Source organism: Microcoleus sp. D3_18a_C4 (genome assembly GCF_036702415.1).
Classification (GTDB): Bacteria; Cyanobacteriota; Cyanobacteriia; order Cyanobacteriales; family Microcoleaceae; genus Microcoleus.
The window spans coordinates 1-17,035 of sequence record NZ_JAUBTI010000128.1 but is presented as its reverse complement, the minus strand read 5'-3'; the positions used below and the strand labels follow the sequence as shown (position 1 = coordinate 17,035).

Below are 17,035 nucleotides of genomic sequence, written 5' to 3'. Positions count from 1 at the left end.
TCACATCTTGCACCATTGTCAAGAACAGGCTTTTCGGCCTGTTCCACAAAGAGTGAATTTTCTTGTGGAACAGGCCGAAAAGCCTGTTCCTAAAAAACTTATTGAGAATCGTGCAACATCTCAGATCGAGCTATTAAACATAAAATCGTCAAGAACAGGCAAGATGCCTGTTCCACAAAGAGTGAATTTTCTTGTGGAACAGGCCGAAAAGCCTGTTCCTAAAAAGCTTATTGAGAATGGTGCAACATCTCCGATCGAGCTATTAAACATAAAACCCAGAATCCCGCCTTCTCCAAGAAAGCGGGATTCTAAATTCAGAAAAGTTTTATGCAGTCTTTTTTGTCGCTAGCATACTCAGCAAATTAAATGTTTTTAGTCTCCTAGATAGGGACTTCGTTTCTGTAGCGAGAGGCTTCAGCCTGTCGGGGAATCAACCAAAACGGCCACTCACATAATCTAAAGTAGACTCTTCCTTCGGAGTTTGGAAAATTACCTCAGTCTTGTCACACTCCACAAGATAGCCAAACCGCTTCCCATCGTCAGAAAGTTTAGCATTGAAAAAAGCAGTCAGGTCAGAAACCCGAGAAGCCTGCTGCATATTGTGAGTAACGATCACAATCGTATACTTCTCCTTGAGTTCCCGCATCAACTCCTCAATCTTAATCGTAGAAATCGGGTCAAGAGAAGCGCAAGGTTCATCCATTAACACTACATCAGGATTAATCGCGATCGCCCTAGCAATACACAAACGCTGCTGCTGGCCACCGGAAAGAGAAAAACCGCTTTGCTTCAACTTATCCTTCACCTCATCCCACAAATAAGCTTGGCTGAGCGATTTTTCCACCAGCTCATCCATATCTCCCTTATAATTGTTCACCCTCGCACCGTAAGCAATATTGTCATAAATCGACTTCGGGAAAGGATTCGGCTTTTGAAACACCATGCCAATCTTGCGGCGCACCGCCACAGCATCAATATCAGGATCGTAAAGATTTTGACCGTGGTAATCAATTCTACCCTCTAAACGAAAACCGCTAACTAAATCGTTGAGGCGGTTAAAACAGCGCAGAATTGTACTTTTACCGCAGCCAGACGGCCCAATCAAGGCAGTAATGCGATTTTTAGGAATCTCCATAGAAACATTTTTAACCGCGTGAAAAGCGCCGTAAAAAATATTGATATTTTCAGTCCGTAAAACAGTTTCCGTTTGCTTGTCTAAATCCATCATCATACAGATAATACTCCAATCGAATTTTACAAATTACCGCTGAACAACGATCTCAATTCCGGTAGATTTCTTATAATATCTTGGCCGGGGCGGCTTTACTGGAACTCGGGTTTGTATTGAATATCTTGGCGAACCCGCCCCTACAATAATTATATTTATTTAACCGGAAATGATATGACAACTGACAACTGACAACTGACAACTGTCAACTGACTAATACACTTTTTTGTGAGTAGCCCAGCGAGAAAGAATACTCGTCAATAAAACCATAATCACCAAAATCAAAGATGCCGCCCAGGCCAATTCTTTCTGTGCCTTAAAAGGAACCGTTGCAAAGTTGTACACCAAAACCGAAAGACTCGGAGTTGGCTTATCAAATCCTGCCGGCCAAAAAGGCGAATTCAGCGCCGTAAAAATCAAAGGAGCAGTTTCTCCTGCAGCGCGAGCAATTGCCAGCGTCACGCCCGTTAAAATAGCCGGAATTGCCGCAGGCAAAACCACCTGCAACACCGTCTGATAATTAGAAGCACCCACACCAACCGAGGCCCATCTAATATCTTGCGGGACGATTTGTAGAGCTTCGTCAGTAGTCCGCACAATCGTCGGCAACATCAGCACGGCCAGCGCCGCGCCCCCTGCAATTGCCGAAAAACCTCCCATATTTACCACGAACAAACCGTAGGCAAATACCCCTGCAATAATCGAAGGAACGCCGCTGAGGACATTAGTAGCAAAGCGCACCCAGCGAGCTACTTGGCCGCTGCTGAATTCCGACAAATAAACGGCGGCCAATACACCAAAAGGAACAGCAATTAAAGAAGCAATTCCCACCGTCATCAATGTACCGAGAATTGCATTAGCAATACCGCCTCCCGATAGTCCGGGCGGGGGTGGCAGCTTGGTAAACAAGTCTAAATTCAGGCGATTGAAACCTTGTACGGTGACGTAGGAAAGAACTGCAAACAAAGGCAGCAGAGTGATGGCCAGACTAGCTCCAGCCAATACAGTCATCCCCAGACTAAACAGCGCTTGCGGGCTGTTTTTAACCTTCTTTAAACTGCCTGTTTTTGATACCAAAGGATTCTCATCGGAGACGCTATTTGACATAAACTAAAAATATGTAGGAAATGGCGGCAAACTTCTAGTTGTACTTCGCTCTTACTTGAGAAACAATCCACTCTGCCAAAATATTAACAATCAGTGTCATAATAAACAGAATTAGCCCAGTGTACATCAGAGCTGCTACTTGCAACCCGGAGGCTTCCGCAAACTGATTTGCCATCAGAGAAGCAATTGTATTTGCCGGAGCTAGCACAGAAAGACTTAACTGATTGGAATTGCCAATTAACAGAGTCGCAGCCATTGTTTCTCCCATCGCGCGACCGAGCCCAAGCATAATTCCGCCGACAATGCCGGAAAAAGCCGCCGGTACGAGTACCCTAAAAATCGTTGTCCACCGAGTAGCCCCTAAACCTAGAGATGCTTGTCGCAAATCGGGCGGGAGACTTGCCAAAGAGTCGCGGGAGATAGCAGTAATAATGGGCAAAGTCATGATTCCCAAAATTACTCCTGCTGGTAACATTCCCGGCCCAACTGGCGAGGTGCTAAAAATCGGCAGCCATCCGAAAGTGCCGTTGAGAAACTTGCCGAGAGTAGTAATCAGGGGAATCAATACAGCAATTCCCCACAAACCGTAGACTACGCTGGGAATGGCAGCTAAAAGTTCTACTAAAAAAACCAAAGCTGTGCGGACTGGCAGCGGCAAAAAATCTTCACTCAAGAAGATTGCAGTCCCTACTCCTAATGGTACTGCAATTAGGAGCGCGATCGCCGAACTGACGATCGTCCCGTAAATCATCGGCAGCGCACCGTACTCTTCTTTAACCGGATTCCAATCACTACCAAACAGAAAGCCCAAACCGTACTGTTGAATTGCAGGTAAAGCCCTGTAACCAACGGTGAGCGCGATTACCAGCAATATTACACCAACTCCTATGCCCAAAATCCGCGTGAGCCAGATAAAGCCTTGGTCTAAGGATTTTTCTGCCCCAGAGCGCGATCGGCTCTGTGATTGAGCGCTGTTATTATCTGAAATCATAGAAAAAAAAACCAAATATATAGTAGCGGAAAATAGCCTGTTTCGGAAAAAGCTAGAAGGAAGCAGAAAGAAAGACCATAAATAAAATCACATAGGGGCGGGTTAATTCATCACCTAACTTTTCAACAAATATTTCTGGTAAAACCCGCCCCTTGTATTTTGAAAGAGGTAGATGGCGATTTACAGCCCAAGCGGGGGCGGGTTTATCAGATTATTGATTTTAAGCAATTATGGTTTGTGAAACCCGCCCCTACACAGATGCACCGATTGTTACATAGAAGAGGGGCGGATTTATTAATCCCCTGACTTTTTAACAAATATTTCTGGTAAAATCCGCCCCACAGAAATATCTCTCTTCGTTCTTCCTGATTTTTACCCGCACGCGCAATGCCGAAGGCCTTTTTTCCCTCTGACAACGGACAACAGTCAACAGTCAACAGTCAACAGTCAACAGTTACTATTTGGCTACCTCAATCTTGTAGTCTGGGCTGATGCCGTCAGCGGCTGCGGCTACTTTTTCTCTAACGTTTTGGGGCAGAGGAACGTAGCCCAATTCGGAACTCACTTTTTGACCTTCAGTTAAGCCGTATTCAACCATTGCCTCGATGGTTTTGGCTTTGTTGGGGTCAGCAACTGTTTTGGGGACGAGCATCCAAGTGTAGGTGACAATTGGATAGGATTGAGCGCCTTCGGGGTCTTCGATAAATGCTCGCAGGTTTTCCGGCAGCGGCACAGTCGCTAAAGCTTGAGAAGCTGACTCGTCGGTAGGTACTACAAATGTGCCTGCTTTGTTTTCCAAAGATGCAAATTTGAGATTGTTGTTTTTGGCGTAGCCGTATTCTACATAGCCGATGCTGCCGACGGTTTGCAGGAGTTGGGCTGTGACCCCTTCGTTGCCTTTTGCGCCTACGCCTACGGGCCACTGTACTGTTTTGCCGTCGCCTACTGCACTTTTCCAGTCGGGGCTGATGGCACTCAGGTGTTTGGTGAAGACGGCGGTGGTACCGCTACCGTCGGAACGGTGGACGATGGTGATGGCTTGGTCTGGCAATTTAGCGCCCGGGTTTGCCGCTGCAATTTTGGGGTCGTTCCAGTTGGTAATTTTACCGGCGAAGATATCTGCGTAAACAGCCCGTGGCAGTTTCAGTGGTTCGGTTAAGTCTGGCAGGTTGTAGCCGATGACGATGCTGCCGGCTGTCATGGGCAGCAGTATCACGCCTTTGTCTGCTGGAACTTTGGCAATTTCGTCGTCTTTCATGCCGGTGTCGCTGGCCCCAAAGTCTACTGTGCCTTTGGTAAATTGTTCGACTCCGGCACCGCTGCCTACTGATTGATAGTTAATTTGTACTTTGGGGTTGATTTTGTTGAAGTCTTGAAACCAACGCTGGTACAGGGGGGCGGGGAATGAGGCGCCGGCTGCGGTGATGGCTACGTCTGAGGCTAGGGCGAGTTTGGTGTTTTCCGCTGTGCCGGTGGCTGCAACGGGGGATGCGCCGGGGGATGCTGCGGTGTCGCCGCCGGGGCTGGGGCTGCTGCTTGTGGTTGTGCTGGGGCTGCTGCAAGCTGCTACACTGAGGGCGATCGCCATAGCGGAAATTGCAGTAGTCAGACGGTTTGGATTAATCAAGTTGAGACGAAAAAGCATAGGTATAAAAAATCTGCGATCGTTATAGGGGTGTCCCGCACCAGCATAGCGCGCAAAAGTAAAGGTTAGGTTAAGAATCTTTACACTTAATGGCAATTTAATATTAATTAATATTATTAATGTTAGTAATGAGCTTGACAATTGTGAATATATAAGATATAGGGCAGAGAAATAGCTACGGAAACAAGCAGTCGATCGCCCGATCGCGAAAAATTCCTCATTAAATTATCACAAGATCGAGGCTGGAGAACCAGAAAACCATACAATGGTGGTTATTTTGACAGTAGTGCTAGTATTAAGAATTTAAAAGCTGCGGGCATTTAAGCTTGCATCTGACAAATGCCTTCTGACGAATGCCGTTTGATGATGTAGCAACCGCCCTGACGGTTAGGACGTTCTTAATTGCACAAACATAAACGGTCGATTGCAACTTCCTTCTTTCTTCCTTCTGCTATAATGCCTGCTCCTATTGAATTAATCTGGGCTGTTATTGGTTTGCTCCTGACGATAGGAGGCACTTTTTTGCCTGCATCTGTCACAATTCCGATTGGGTTGTGGGACGATCGAGGACTTCAGGCCTACTCTTTAGGTGTTACCTATCAAATTGGAGCCGTCTTGCTAGTAGGCTGCATGGGGGGAAAAAATGCTGCGGCTCTCTCGCAAATTGCTTATTTGGCATTAGGATTAACTTTGTGGCCAGTTTTTTCTCAAGGCGGCGGCATCGGCTATCTCAAAGAAGCGAGTTTTGGGTATTTGCTCGGTTTTGTGCCTGGTGCTTGGGTGTGCGGCTGGGTGGCTTTTAAGGTGGCTTCGCGGCTGGAATCTATGGCTTTTAGCTGTTTGTGCGGTTTGTTCACTGTTCACGCGATCGGCTTAATTTATCTAATTTTTACTTACTGGCTGCCTCCGGCAAAAAAAACACCTTTATTCGATGAGATTCTTAAATATTCGGTTTATCCTCTGCCGGGACAATTAGCGGTAGTTTGTGCGATCGCAGTGCTGTCATTTACTTTGCGCCGCTTGATGTTTTATTGATTGCGAAGGAAGTTCGGCAACGGATTATGTAACGGATGTAACGGATGTCAGGAAGAAGGAATAAGGAATAAGGAAGGAGGAAGAAGGAACAAGGAAGAGGTAACTGGTAATTGTGCAAAATAAGGTTATACTATACATTGCCCAACGGGAGAGTCCTGTCGCTGCGGCTGGGATTGCTTTTATCCACTGCATTCTGCTCGCAATGACAAGTGAGATTGGAGTAAATTCTCTCAGGCCCGATGCCCCATTTTCTATTGCTTAATTCATGCGTTTTAAAAGAAATCCCTTGTTCTGGGTTGCTGCTGTTATCAGTTTAGTTTTAGACCACCTGGCTAAGTTTTGGGTGGTGCAAAATTTTGAATTGACGGTTCCTCCGCAAACGCAGCCACTGTTACCTGGGGTGTTTCACTTCACTTATGTTGTTAATACCGGTGCGGCTTTTAGTCTGTTCAGCAATGGCGGGGCGATTTGGTTGCGCTGGCTGTCTTTGGCCGTTAGTGTCGGATTGATGGTACTAGCTTGGTTCGGGCCGCGAATTAACCGCTGGGAACAAGCTGGCTACGGTTTGATTTTGGGGGGAGCACTGGGGAACGGGATCGATCGATTTGTTTCGGGCCATGTTGTAGATTTTATCGATTTTCGGATAATTCGGTTCCCCGTATTTAATCTAGCCGATGTGTTTATTAATGCTGGGATTATCTGTTTGCTGATTGCAACTTTTCACAGTCCACCGCCGCCGAGAAGGCAAGACGATGGCGATTCTATTTCAGAGTAAATTTGAAGAAGCAAGAAGGAAGTTCGCCAACGATCGCAATTCTATTTCAGAGTAAATTTGAAGAAGCAAGAAGGAAGTTCGCCAACAGATTCGCTTTCTTCGGATGTAACTGAGATGTTGCACCATTCTCAATAAGCTTTTTAGGAACAGGCTTTCCGGCCTGTTCCACAAGAAAATTCACTCTTTGTGGAACAGGCCGAAAAGCCTGTTCTTGAGAATGGTGCAAGATGTGAGATGTAACGGATGTAACAGCTAACTAACTGTAGGGTGCGTCAGCGGGGAGATCCTTAGTTTGTGGTCGCCACATTCAACCCTGACGCACCCTACAATGACTTTGGAAATGGCTTAAAATGAGATAAGAACAGACCTATTGTTAAAACTAAATTTGCCCGTGAATCCTAATCCATTTGCTCAAGAACGCTTACTATTTGCCCCAGCAACCCCCGATGCTGATGCTATCCCGACTATTTTTGCTTTTCCCAACGAGTACACGGTGGGTATTACCAGTCTCGGCTATCAGATAGTGTGGGCAACTTTGGCTGTGCGATCGGATATTGAAGTCAGTCGTTTATTTACTGATATCCGCGAACAACTTCCCCGACATCCAGAATTACTGGGATTTTCGCTTTCTTGGGAACTAGACTATGTAAATATTCTAAATTTATTGGAATCTCTAGAAATTCCGATTTGGGCGTCAAAACGAACTGATAATCATCCGATAGTATTCGGCGGTGGCCCGGTTTTTACTGCTAATCCCGAACCTTTTGCCGATTTTTTTGATGTGATTTTGCTGGGAGATGGCGAACATCTCATAGACAATTTTATTGATGCTTGTAAAGAAGTCCGTACCGCCGACAGATTAACTAAATTGCGGCATTTAGCCCAAGTTCCGGGAGTTTACGTCCCCAGTTTGTACGAAGTAACTTATCTCGATGCTGCTGAGGGGATTAAATCGATTCAGCCTGTCGATTCGGGAATTCCCAGTATGGTTGAAAAACAGACTTATCGCGGCAATACTTTATCTGCTTCCACTGTGGTGACAGAAAAAGCGGCTTGGGAAAATATTTACATGGTGGAAGTGGTTCGGAGTTGTCCAGAAATGTGCCGTTTTTGTTTGGCAAGTTATCTGACTTTGCCGTTTAGAACTGCGAGTTTGGAGGATTCGCTAATTCCGGCGATCGATCGCGGTTTAGCTGTAACTAATCGTTTGGGTTTGCTGGGTGCTTCGGTGACTCAGCACCCGGAATTTGAAGCGTTGCTGGATCATTTGAATCATCCGAAATACGACGGCGTGCGGCTTAGTCTTTCTTCGGTACGGACGAATACGGTGACAGTTAAATTGGCAGAAATCTTGACAAACAGAGACAGCAAATCTGTGACGATTGCGGTGGAAAGCGGGAGCGATCGCCTCCGCAAAATCGTTAACAAAAAACTCACAAATGACGAAATTATTCAAGCTGCTATCAATGCTAAGGCTGGCGGTTTAAAGGGAATTAAGCTTTACGGGATGGCGGGAATTCCTGGTGAAGAGATGGAGGATTTAGAGGAGACGGTGGCGATGATGCGGGCGATTAGAAAAGCCGTTCCCGGTTTGCGCTTGACTCTGGGATGCAGCACTTTTGTCCCGAAATCTCACACTCCTTTTCAGTGGTTTGGAGTGAATAAAGATGCGGAGAAGAGGCTGAAGTTTTTAGATAAAGAATTGCGGAAGTTAGGTTTAGAATTTAGACCTGAAAGCTATAACTGGTCTGTGATTCAGGGTTTGTTGTCAAAGGGCGATCGGCGGTTGTCTCGGCTGTTGGAATTAGTGCGGCATTACGGCGATACTTTGGGCAGTTATCGGCGGGCATTTAAGGAGTTGCGCGGACAGTTGCCTGAGATGGATTTTTATGTTTTTCAAGAGTGGGAATTGGATCGGGTTTTGCCTTGGAGTCATTTAAAAGGGCCGCTACCGGAGGCGACTTTGAAGAAGCATTTAGCGGAGGCGCTGAGTCATTTTAGGACGAAGGATTTGCAGTTGACGAGTTAAGAAATAGCGGATGCGAAAGTGCGTTAGCGAAGCTCGCCCCTACGGGGGCTACGCCAACGAAGAGGATCGCATCTTTGCAAGTAAGTAGATTGAAAGCTAACTTAACAAGATAAAATAAGGAGCGACGTACTATAATACAATTATGCCAGAAGTTCAACCCAAGGAAATTCAGCGTTATGTCACATCAGATGGCAGAGTACCTTTCGCTGAGTGGTTTGATTCCTTCAAAGATACAAACACTCAAGCCAAGATTCGATCTAGGCTAAATCGGGTTGTTACTGGTAATTTGGGAGACTATCGTTCAGTTGGAGAAGGAGTTTGCGAACTCAGAATAGACTATAGCCCTGGTTTCCGAATCTATTTTGGGCAAGTTGGAACAACAATTGTGCTTCTCCTCTGCGGTGGAGATAAAAGCACTCAAAACCGAGATATCCTCCAAGCAAAAGAATACTGGACAGATTACAACAGGATTTAAAACAATGGCTAAAAGTATTCCAGATCATCCGTTTTTGATTGAATCTCTGAGAAAAAACCCGGCATTGTCAGCCGCCTATATAACGGCGACTATAGAGGAAATCGACCCGGAACCTGAATTGCTGAAACTTGCTCTGGGCGATGTAGCAGAAGCTTTGGGTCTACCAAAAATGACTCCAGAACAATATGAATTGCACTTAAAAAAACTGGATGAATTGCTGTCGCAGCAAGGAAGTGATGCGATTGACAATCTGGGAACTTGGCTGAATGCTTTGGGATTGAAACTAACAGTTGCTGTTTGTACTGATACAGAGGATAATACTGCAAATGCTGAAACGCGATCGCAAATAACTGTTTAACTTGATATACAAAATGCCTAATTTTCGATATTCATCCTTAATTAATGCCACCGTTGAAGCAGTCTGGAACTTTCACGAAAGGCCGGACATTCTGCAACTTTTGACTCCGCATTGGCAACCGATTCAAGATAAGACGAGGAGCGACATACTATAATACAATTATGCCTGAAGTCCAACCGAAAGAAATTCAGCGTTATACTACGCCAGACAACAGAGTGCCTTTCGAGGAATGGTTTAATGTTCTCCGAGATGGCAAAGCTAAAGCTAGAATTAGGTTGAGATTAGACAGAGTTCAACTCGGCAATCTCGGAGATTATCGATTTGTTGGAGAAGGAGTCTATGAATTAAAAATAGATTATGGCCCTGGATACCGAATCTATTTCGGACAAGTCGGCACAACTATTATCCTGCTTTTAATAGGCGGGGATAAAAGCACTCAAGGCCGAGACATACAGCAAGCTATCAAATACTGGACTGATTACAGGAGTGAAGATAATGCCTAAAAGTTTACCTTACCATCCCTCACTAATACAATCTCTCAAAAACCCCATAGATTCTGCTATGTATCTAGAGGCTTTTTTTGAAGAAGAAAACCCCGAGGCAGAACTGCTAAAAATGGTACTTAACAATGTAGCAGAAGCTCTCGGTCAACCACAAATGACTCCTGAACAATATGAATTGCACTTAAAAAAACTGGATGAATTGCTATCGCAGCAAGGAAGTGATGCGATTTATAATCTGGGAACTTGGCTGAATGCTTTGGGATTGAAACTAACAGTTGCTGTTTGTACTGATACAGAGGATAATACTGCAAATGCTGAAACGCGATCTGAAATAACTGTTTAACTTGATATACAAAATGCCTAATTTTCGATATTCATCCTTAATTAATGCCACCGTTGAAGCAGTCTGGAACTTTCACGAAAGGCCGGACATTCTGCAACTTTTGACTCCGCATTGGCAACCGGTTCAAGATAAGACGAGGAGCGACATAGTATAATACAATTATGGCAGAAGTCCAACGAGAGTGAAATTCAGCGTTATGTTGCCTCAGACGGTCAAGTGCCGTTTGATAACTGGTATGATTCGCTCCGAGATAGCAAAATTTCAACAATTATCAATAAAAGACTTAACCGAGTTATTTTGGGGAATTTGGGAGATTGTCAATCAGTTGGAAATGGAGTCTTTGAATTAAGGATAGACTATGGCCCTGGTTTCAGAATCTATTTTGGGCAAGTAGGAACAACAATTATACTTCTTCTGTGCGGAGGAGATAAAAGCACTCAAGACCGAGACATTCGCCAAGCAATAGAATACTGGACAGATTATAGGAGTTAAAAAAATGCCTAAAAGTTTACCGTATCATGACTTTTTGATGGCACGGCTAAAAAACCCCGGTTATGCGGCAGTCTATCTCGAAACTCATTTTGAATTAGATGAAGGCGAAGAACCTGACGAAGCATTGCTGAAACGAGCTCTGGGCGATGTAGCTGAAGCTCTAGGTCAACCAAAAATGACTCCAGAACAATATGAATTGCACTTAAAAAAACTGGATGAATTGCTGTCACAGCAAGGAAGTGATGCGATTTATAATCTGGGGACTTGGCTGAATGCTTTGGGATTGAAACTAACAGTTGCTGTTTGTACTGATACAGAGGATAATACTGCAAATGCTGAAACGCGATCGCAAATAACTGTTTAACTTAATCTAGAAAATGCCCCATTTTAAATATTCATCCTTAATTAATGCTACCGTTGAAGCTGTCTGGAACTTTCACGAAAGGCCGGACATTCTGCAACTTTTGACTCCGCCTTGGCAACCGGTGAAAATCATTCGCCGCGAAGGGGGACTCGATGTGGGTGCTGTATCAGAATTTCGCCTGTTATTGGGGCCGATTCCTGTAAAATGGGTGGCGACTCACACTGAGTGCGAACAATATCGCTTGTTTGTTGATGAACAAACTGAGGGGCCGATGGCACGTTGGACTCACCGACACGAGTTTACCTCAGAAAATGGCAAGACTAGATTGACAGATGCGATCGCATTTTCGATACCGGGCGGCCCGATTGTCGATTTGTTGTTAGGTTGGTGGGTGGAAATGCGGTTAACAGATATGTTTCGCTACCGCCACGAAGTCACAAAAAGAGAGTGCGAGAAAAATGCAAACAACGGCTGAATATTACTGTGCTTTCTGCGGCGAACCGAGTACAACTTTTGTTGATATCAGCGGTGGTATGGAGCAATCATATATCGAAGATTGTCAGGTTTGCTGTCGCCCGAATGTTCTTTATGTCAGAATAGATGAAGATACCCTGGATATTGAAATAGATACTGACTATCAAGAATAAGTGACTATAAAAATGTATGAATTGCCTGTGATGCTGACTTGGTAGAATTCATAAATCTTGAAGCGGCTGCTTCTACGAAAGCCCTAAAAATTCGCGAGTTTACCGAACAGTTTGGCGACATTTCTGGGTGCCATTGAATTGCTATCATCCAAGGGTGATAACAGTGCTCCATTGCTTCTACCAAAGTATCAGGTGCATCGGCTACAATTCGCCAATCGGGTGTTACTTTCCTAACTGCTTGATGATGCCAGGAAACAACTGTTGTTGAAGTTTTTCCCATAATTTTTGCTAGCCGACTGTTTGGCTCAATTTCAATGGTATGCTCGATCGCACGCGGGGGAATTCCCGATCCGTGATTAACCTCATCTCCGTAAGCATCCGGTACGTGAATCACCAAACTGCCGCCGCTGGCTACGTTCAGGATTTGCATTCCCCGGCAAATCCCCAACACAGGTATGTCAGCCTTCAAAGCTAGCTTTGCTAAGTTTAATTCAAAATTGTCGCGTTCTGCATTAACCGAGTAAACTGTGCGATCGACATAACCGCCATAAAGTTCTGGGTTGATATCTCCGCCGCCGGAAAAAATCAAACCATCTACTGCATCAAAAATACTAGCGGGATCTAATTGATTGGGCGGCAGTAAAATCGGAATGCCACCAGCCGCCTGAACTGCATCAATATAAGTTCCATTTAAGCGATATTCGCCTGCTGGACAGCGGTTGTATGTTGTGATGCCAACAATAGGAAATTTTTTCATTTGCTAGAGACTGGGAGATAATTATTTACATTAATACTCAGATTTGGCACTATTTGTAATCAGTGTGTCATGGGCGGGCTAGAAGCCCAACCCCTACTCCCCACAATAAAACTTACTTACTTATTGTGAAACAGCCATCTTGCCTGTTTCTTCTCTGATTACTTGTGATTGATTTCTACATTAAACTGAAAATTCCCTGCACTGCTGTCTAATTTGTAACAGTTTCAGTATTAATTTCCGGTAGGGGTTTGCGCGTGCACAGATAAGCCAGCGGCCCGAACAGCGGTACTAATGTTACTGCCCAAAATGCTATAGAACTCTGCATTCCTCGGCGCGCCATATCGTCTCCTAATAAGGCAGGAAATAGTAGGCAAAGCATACAAAAATCTAAACTCATTACATGGATAAAGCGGCTAGTCTGCCACTGCCCAATAAAATCAGACCAATCGCCTTTTGTCAAGCCAAAGGCAACTAAACCAACAGCAGCTAATGTTAAGAAAAATCCAGTAAAACGGGAGTCTAATATCTTTAAAAAGATATTTTTATGACCGGAAAATTCTGGATTCGGCTGGCGCAGGGCTAAATAAGGCAGCAAGGCAAATGCGCCGATGCCAAAGGATAAAACGCCAAATAACCATGCAGGTATTTTCTGGCCCCTGCCGTCAGCAAATAAGACGCAACTGTAGATGAGCGGCCAGACTCCCATGAGGTTGAATAACGCTACAATTAAAGGGTTGATGTCTGCTATTTTGCCTGTGGAAATATTGGTAATTAGTGTGATGGTTTTTTCTGGGCTGTCGGGTGGTGCAAATACAAAGGCGTAGGTGATAAATGCAATCCAAAGCAGCCCAAATCCAATTTTTCTGAACATAGTTAGTTTTTCTTACTTCTGATATTACTATAGCAAGCTTCAATGGTTTTTGAATAAGACTTTTTTTATTTACCGCAGAGGACGCTCTTGACGCAGAGGAAGAACGGAAAATATCTGAATGTATTGCTATTTGGTATTGCGGGTTTTGGGCAGATTGCTAAATTTTTGCATAAATTGGCGATCGATCCAATCTTTCCAATACCACAACAACCGTGATTCCCACATGAAATTGCCGCGAGATGCGATCGCCCTTTTATTCCCAGTACCAATTAAGCCTAAGTATTGTTCTTGCGGTACAAAGGGTTTCAGCGGTTTTCCCAATAAAAACTGCTGCAAATTTTCAAACAGCGGTTTGCCCTGACGCACGGCAAACACGCCTGCTTTGGGACGCGGATAATTAACCATCGCAGCGATATCGCCAGCCCCAAATACGTTGGGGTGAGAGACTGATTGCAGGCAATCGTTGACTTGCATAAAGCCGTTTGAGTCGGCTGCTAAACCGGATTCTCTTATCCAATTGGCTGCCGATGCTTGTGTCACCCAAAAAATTATCTCGCACTCTAATTCTAAACCTGATTGACAGGAAATTTTGGCATTGGGCATTGGGCATTGGGCATTGGGCATCGGGCATTCTTGATTATCTTTTATGTCAATCGTTTCTGGCTTTTCTATAGCACTAACTTTTTCCATTAAATGCAGTTTAATCCCACGACTAATCAGAATTTCTTTCAGGCGGCGACGCACCCGTTTGTTATGTCCCGGCATTAATTCAGCACCGCTATGAAACAAATGAATTTCTGATGATAAATTTTCTAAATTTTCTTCCCTCTTCCTTCTTCCCTCTTCCTTCTTCCCTCTTCCTTCTTCCCTCTTCCCTCTTCCTTCTTCCTTCTTCCTTCTTCCCTCTTCCTTCCCCAATCGAAACTGCATATTTAATGCTAATTCTACGCCGCCGGCACCGCCGCCTACAATAGCTATACGCAGCGGTTTTTGGGGATGGTTTTGCCTTTCGGAAATTAACTGATTCCAGCTAGCTAAAAACTCCGGTACGGGTTTAGCTGCAATTGCATATTCAGCAGCACCCGGTACAGATAAAGTCGCAGGAGTGCTGCCGATATCCACAGAAAGCACATCAAAATTAACGGGAGGGCGAGTTTGACAAATAACTAAATTTTTGTTAAGGTCGATCGCGATCGCCCGATCGATTAATATTTGACATCCGGCAAATTCCGCGAGCGATCGCAAATCGATGTGACATTCATCATAATCGTAAAACCCGGCAACGTGTCCCGGCAGCATCCCCGAATAAGGTGCGTGCAGCACGTCGCTAATCAGAGTCAAACGCACTCCCGGCAGCGGGTTGATACCGAACATTTTTAATACAATAGCATGACTGTGACCGCCGCCAATTAACACTAAATGTTTCACAATTACAGATGTTCGATCGAGATATTCTTTTCCCCGATATTGTACAGCACTCGCACTCCTTGGGCCGCAGAGTCCGGTAAGGATAGCTGGCAGTGCGTAATTAATGATTTCCCAGGAGTTAGACAGAATGCTGTCACTTACCCTCTGTCTCAGAGATTATACTGAGCTCAGTTGCGATCGCATAACATCAATTCACCCATTTCAGTTAACCGATCCCACATTCAGCGCAAATGGCTGTAGACTGTAGAGCGAGCAAATTTTATCACCAAATTATGCCAGGGTGTGTTTCAATAGCTAACTCACCATTCAAAACTATGACATTACGCATCATTCCCCGCAGTTGGCAGCGATCGATTAAAACTCTTTTCCCGCTTCTGTTTGCCCTCTCATTCATTATAGTATTGCTGGCCAACAACTTCATTCCGGCGATCGCCCAGCAACCCCGCCAGGAAATTCGCGGCGTTTGGATGACGACAAACGACAAAGACATCCTCAGAGATCGTCGCAAACTAGGAGATGCTGTCAGCAAACTAAAACGGTTAAATTTCAACACAATCTATCCCGTTGTCTGGAATTCTGGCTATGCAATGTATCCCAGCGATGTAGCGCAGCAAAAAGACATTCAACCCTTTATTTACAGAGGGTTAGAGGGACAGGATATGATCGGAGATTTAATCGCTCAAGCTCACCGCCAAGGCCTGCTAGTAATTCCTTGGTTTGAGTTTGGTTTCATGGCTCCTCCCACATCAGAATTAGCCTTAAATCATCCCGATTGGCTGACACAAAAACAGGACGGCAGCCAAACATCAATCGGTGCAGGTGGCGAAGTAGTTTGGCTCAATCCCTTTCATCCAGAAGTGCAGCAATTCATTACCCAACTCGTACTAGAAATCACCACTAAATATAACGCCGACGGCATTCAATTTGACGATCACATGAGTTTGCCGTCGGAATTTGGATACGATGAGTACACAGTTGCTTTGTATACCAAAGAAACCAAAAAAGCTCCGCCAAAAGATTTTCAAAACCCAGCATGGGTGCAATGGCGAGCCAATAAAATTACCGCTTTTATGTCGCAGCTAAATCAAGCCGTCAAAGCAGTCAAACCCAATGCAATTTTCTCAATTTCTCCCAATTACTACGAGTTTGCTTACAAACATCACCTACAAGATTGGCGGGCTTGGGTGCGTTTGGATATTGCCGACGAGCTAATTGTGCAAGTGTACCGTTCCAATTTAGAATCATTTGTAGACAAGCTTAACCGTCCAGAAATGCAAGAAGCACAGCAAAAAATTCCCACCGGAGTTGGGATTATGACAGGTTTGAGAAATAACCCAGTACCGATTAAGCAAATTAAATCTCAGGTGCAAGCAGTCCAAGAATACGGCTTAGGCGCCGCTTTCTTCTACTACGAAAGCTTGTGGGAATATGCACCAGAACCTCTAGCAGTTCGACTTTCTCAATTTAGCGATTTCTTCCCGTCTTCTGCATTCCGAACAGCGCTACAAATGCCCAGACGCGCGGCGACTTTCCCTCCGCCTGCGCCACCAAAACCAGACCCCAAAGCTAAGCCAGAGCAACCTACCAAAAACAGCCCACCTTCGCCCTCGCCAACCACGTAAAAGAATTAAAGAGTCATCAGTCATTGGTAATTTTGTAGGGTGTGCCATTAGTCCGACAGTCCAACAGTCCAACAGGGGTTTAAACCCCTGTCTCATAGCTGAAGTCGTCTAAAGACGACTGTAGCAATTCTATCAAAGCTGTTTTTGTATAGAGTTAGCGCAGAATATATGTGTAACTCTAATTTTCAAAATTGAGATTACTATTTGAGTCGGTTTTAACTGAGATGTTGCACCATTCTCAATAAGCTTTTTAGGAACAGGCTTTTCGGCCTGTTCCACAAGAAAATTCACGGGAGCATCTCAGTTTTGCATTTACAGTGCGAGCGTCCCCGCTCGCGTATTGTACAATACGCGAGCGGGGACGC

General features: G+C 44.8%; 20 protein-coding genes and 2 pseudogenes. 15 read left to right on the top strand and 7 right to left on the bottom strand.

Annotation, left to right across the window (positions count from 1 at the left end):
* On the top strand, positions 1-349 hold a 349-nt coding region (locus QUB16_RS30060), incomplete at its 5' end, for a hypothetical protein (RefSeq protein ID WP_333321810.1).
* A gap of 81 nt (positions 350-430) precedes the next feature.
* On the opposite strand, the gene pstB is transcribed toward QUB16_RS30060, so the two are convergent.
* From pstB to pstS, 4 genes are all read right to left on the bottom strand, one after another.
* A complete protein-coding gene (pstB, locus tag QUB16_RS30055) occupies positions 431-1,231 on the bottom strand; it encodes a phosphate ABC transporter ATP-binding protein PstB (protein WP_333281523.1) in 801 nt (266 codons plus the stop codon).
* Between the two features lie 210 nt (positions 1,232-1,441).
* Complete coding sequence (pstA, locus tag QUB16_RS30050) at positions 1,442-2,335, bottom strand: phosphate ABC transporter permease PstA (RefSeq protein WP_333107069.1); 894 nt, start codon at positions 2,333-2,335, stop codon at positions 1,442-1,444.
* A gap of 34 nt (positions 2,336-2,369) precedes the next feature.
* The gene (gene pstC / locus QUB16_RS30045; protein WP_333321808.1) at positions 2,370-3,326 is read right to left on the bottom strand and encodes a phosphate ABC transporter permease subunit PstC; all 957 of its coding nucleotides are present in this window, start codon (positions 3,324-3,326) and stop codon (positions 2,370-2,372) included.
* 457 nt (positions 3,327-3,783) lie between these two features.
* Positions 3,784-4,971, bottom strand: coding sequence for a phosphate ABC transporter substrate-binding protein PstS (gene pstS, locus QUB16_RS30040; protein WP_333321806.1), 1,188 nt, complete (start codon positions 4,969-4,971; stop codon positions 3,784-3,786).
* Positions 4,972-5,427: 456 nt separating this feature from the next.
* Between pstS and QUB16_RS30035 the strand changes: the two genes are divergently transcribed.
* The 13 genes and pseudogenes from QUB16_RS30035 (at position 5,428) to QUB16_RS29975 (ending at position 11,992) form a co-directional block, all read left to right on the top strand.
* Positions 5,428-6,006, top strand: coding sequence for a biotin transporter BioY (locus QUB16_RS30035; protein WP_006635529.1), 579 nt, complete (start codon positions 5,428-5,430; stop codon positions 6,004-6,006).
* A 265-nt stretch (positions 6,007-6,271) separates the two neighbouring features.
* Positions 6,272-6,781, top strand: coding sequence for a signal peptidase II (gene lspA / locus QUB16_RS30030; RefSeq protein WP_333139481.1), 510 nt, complete (start codon positions 6,272-6,274; stop codon positions 6,779-6,781).
* Positions 6,782-7,172: 391 nt separating this feature from the next.
* Positions 7,173-8,810: a radical SAM protein gene (locus tag QUB16_RS30025; RefSeq protein ID WP_333321804.1), complete on the top strand. Its 1,638-nt coding sequence runs from the start codon at positions 7,173-7,175 to the stop codon at positions 8,808-8,810.
* Between the two features lie 142 nt (positions 8,811-8,952).
* Positions 8,953-9,285, top strand: a complete 333-nt coding sequence (locus QUB16_RS30020) for a type II toxin-antitoxin system RelE/ParE family toxin (RefSeq protein ID WP_333321802.1) — start codon at positions 8,953-8,955, stop codon at positions 9,283-9,285.
* A gap of 4 nt (positions 9,286-9,289) precedes the next feature.
* Positions 9,290-9,643 carry a transcriptional regulator gene (locus QUB16_RS30015; protein WP_333321800.1) on the top strand — a complete coding sequence of 118 codons (354 nt, stop codon included), beginning with the start codon at positions 9,290-9,292 and terminating at the stop codon, positions 9,641-9,643.
* Between the two features lie 13 nt (positions 9,644-9,656).
* A pseudogene (locus QUB16_RS30010) lies at positions 9,657-9,770 on the top strand (SRPBCC family protein); the annotation flags it as partial.
* Between the two features lie 34 nt (positions 9,771-9,804).
* Positions 9,805-10,146 (top strand): type II toxin-antitoxin system RelE/ParE family toxin, encoded by a 342-nt coding sequence (locus tag QUB16_RS30005; protein ID WP_333321798.1) that lies wholly within the window; start codon positions 9,805-9,807, stop codon positions 10,144-10,146.
* Positions 10,139-10,489, top strand: a complete 351-nt coding sequence (locus QUB16_RS30000; protein ID WP_333321796.1) for a transcriptional regulator — start codon at positions 10,139-10,141, stop codon at positions 10,487-10,489. Before QUB16_RS30005 ends, QUB16_RS30000 begins: the two co-directional genes overlap by 8 nt.
* A gap of 13 nt (positions 10,490-10,502) precedes the next feature.
* Positions 10,503-10,616, top strand: a pseudogene (locus QUB16_RS29995) (SRPBCC family protein); the annotation flags it as partial.
* Positions 10,617-10,675: 59 nt separating this feature from the next.
* On the top strand, positions 10,676-10,981 hold the full coding sequence (locus QUB16_RS29990) for a type II toxin-antitoxin system RelE/ParE family toxin (protein ID WP_445251180.1): 306 nt from the start codon (positions 10,676-10,678) through the stop codon (positions 10,979-10,981).
* A 4-nt stretch (positions 10,982-10,985) separates the two neighbouring features.
* Positions 10,986-11,345, top strand: coding sequence for a transcriptional regulator (locus tag QUB16_RS29985; protein ID WP_333321794.1), 360 nt, complete (start codon positions 10,986-10,988; stop codon positions 11,343-11,345).
* A gap of 13 nt (positions 11,346-11,358) precedes the next feature.
* The gene (locus tag QUB16_RS29980; protein WP_333321793.1) at positions 11,359-11,820 is read left to right on the top strand and encodes an SRPBCC family protein; all 462 of its coding nucleotides are present in this window, start codon (positions 11,359-11,361) and stop codon (positions 11,818-11,820) included.
* Positions 11,804-11,992 (top strand): CPXCG motif-containing cysteine-rich protein, encoded by a 189-nt coding sequence (locus QUB16_RS29975; RefSeq protein ID WP_006635525.1) that lies wholly within the window; start codon positions 11,804-11,806, stop codon positions 11,990-11,992. Before QUB16_RS29980 ends, QUB16_RS29975 begins: the two co-directional genes overlap by 17 nt.
* A 4-nt stretch (positions 11,993-11,996) precedes the next feature.
* Here QUB16_RS29975 and QUB16_RS29970 read toward each other — a convergent pair whose 3' ends face one another.
* The 3 genes from QUB16_RS29970 to QUB16_RS29960 form a co-directional block, all read right to left on the bottom strand.
* A complete protein-coding gene (locus QUB16_RS29970; RefSeq protein ID WP_333321791.1) occupies positions 11,997-12,749 on the bottom strand; it encodes a gamma-glutamyl-gamma-aminobutyrate hydrolase family protein in 753 nt (250 codons plus the stop codon).
* A 208-nt stretch (positions 12,750-12,957) separates the two neighbouring features.
* Entirely contained in the window at positions 12,958-13,620 is a 663-nt protein-coding gene (locus QUB16_RS29965) for a DUF2834 domain-containing protein (RefSeq protein ID WP_333321789.1), read from the bottom strand.
* 126 nt (positions 13,621-13,746) lie between these two features.
* Positions 13,747-15,048 carry an FAD-dependent oxidoreductase gene (locus tag QUB16_RS29960; protein ID WP_333321787.1) on the bottom strand — a complete coding sequence of 434 codons (1,302 nt, stop codon included), beginning with the start codon at positions 15,046-15,048 and terminating at the stop codon, positions 13,747-13,749.
* Between the two features lie 230 nt (positions 15,049-15,278).
* Between QUB16_RS29960 and QUB16_RS29955 the strand changes: the two genes are divergently transcribed.
* Complete coding sequence (locus QUB16_RS29955) at positions 15,279-16,670, top strand: glycoside hydrolase family 10 protein (protein WP_333321786.1); 1,392 nt, start codon at positions 15,279-15,281, stop codon at positions 16,668-16,670.
* Positions 16,671-17,035 lie beyond the last annotated feature (365 nt).